The sequence below is a fragment of the Streptomyces sp. genome (assembly GCF_050698815.1).
GTDB lineage: Bacteria > Actinomycetota > Actinomycetes > Streptomycetales > Streptomycetaceae > Streptomyces.
The window spans coordinates 1-1,546 of the sequence record NZ_JBOHCV010000405.1; the positions used below are offsets into that span (position 1 = coordinate 1).

Genomic DNA, 1,546 nt, shown 5'->3' on the forward strand with positions numbered 1-1,546 from the left:
GCGGGCGGGTCCGGCGCGTCCTCGCCGCCGGTGCTCTCCGCACCCCGCATGGCGCGGCGGGCCGCCGCCGCGGCGACGACCTCGGCGGCCGCCTCCTCGCGGGCCCGCTCGTTGATGCGGCGGGCGGCGGCCGTCGCCACGGACGGCCACACACGGTCGATGGCGGCGTTCACGGCCGCGCCGACCAGGACCGCGAAGGCGGAGATGCCGATCCACAGCAGCACGGCGACCGGAGCGGCGAGTGAGCCGTAGATGGTGGGGCCCTCGACGGTGCTGGTCAGATAGAGCCGCAGCAACGCGCTGCCCACCACCCACATCACCAGGGCGACCAGCGCCCCGGGGATGTCCTCCACCCAGGGCGAACGCACCGGCACCGACACGTGGTAGAGCGTGGTGAGGAAGGCGATGGACAGCAGCAGCACGACCGGCCAGTAGAAGATCGTGACAAGCCACTCCGTCTGCGGAACGAGCCGCAGGAAGGCGTCCGGGCCGGCGACCATCAGCGGGAGGACGACCGCGCCGATGAGCAGCGCGACGAGGTAGAGCAGGAAGGCCACCAGCCGGGTCTTGACGATGCCGCGTTGGCCGTCGAGCCCGTACATCACGGTGATGGTGTCGATGAAGACGTTCACCGCGCGCGACCCGGACCACAGGGCGAGGGCGAAGCCCAGCGAGATGACGTCGGGCCGGCCGCCGCGGATGACGTCGTCGATGAGGGGGCGCGCCAGCTCGTCGACGCCGCGGTCGGAGAGCACGGCGGCAGAGGCGTCCAGGAAGTTCTGCCGGATCGAGTCGATGGTGTCGGTGCCGATCCAGTGGTCGAGATAGCCCAGCATCCCGATCAGGCCCAGCAGCAGCGGCGGGATGGAGATCAGGGTGAAGAACGCCGCCTCCGCCGCGAGACCGAGCACCCGGTACTCGATGCAGGAGTTGACGGTGTCCTTGAGCAGCAGCCACGCCATCTTGCGTTTGCGGACGTTCCGGTACATGACCCGCGCTCTGCGGAACCGCTCACTCGAGCGTTCTGGAGTTTCGTCTGCTGCTTGCACCTCCTTAACGTATCTGCCGCCTCCGCCTCACCTCACACCGTGACCGACCAGCCGCCGCCGTCGTTCTGTGCCTCCCGGCTGGGCGGTGGCTGAGCGCTGACCGGGGTGCGGCGTTCGGAGCGCTTTGAACGCTAGAACCCGGTCAGCTCGCTCCGCCACGGCGGGTTCGCGCCACGTACGGCGCAGACCGCGGCGGCGACGCGGACGCCGAAGGCGAGGGCGTCGGCGACCTGATCGCCGCGGAGCGCGTCGAGCCGGCCGCCCAGCGCGCCCGCGCTGTGCAGGGAGTGCAGGAAGCCCGCCATGAAGGAATCGCCCGCGCCGACCGAGTCGACGACCGGCACCGGCGGCGCGGCCGCGCGCAGCCGCTCCCCGTCGAGGGAGGCGAAGACGCCGTCCGCGCCGAGGGTGATGACGACGAGCCGCGCGCCGTCGGCGTGGAAGGTGTCGGCGGCCTGCTCCGGCGAGGTGCCCGCGGGCGCGAGGTGGGCCAGGTC

Annotated in this window: 2 protein-coding genes; both read right to left on the reverse strand. The window is 71.9% G+C overall.

Annotation, left to right across the window (positions count from 1 at the left end):
- A partial coding sequence (locus tag ACRDP3_RS14800; RefSeq protein WP_431517397.1) for a YihY/virulence factor BrkB family protein occupies positions 1-1,049 on the reverse strand: 1,049 nt, incomplete at its 3' end.
- A gap of 131 nt (positions 1,050-1,180) precedes the next feature.
- A partial coding sequence (locus tag ACRDP3_RS14805; protein ID WP_431517398.1) for a carbohydrate kinase family protein occupies positions 1,181-1,546 on the reverse strand: 366 nt, incomplete at its 5' end.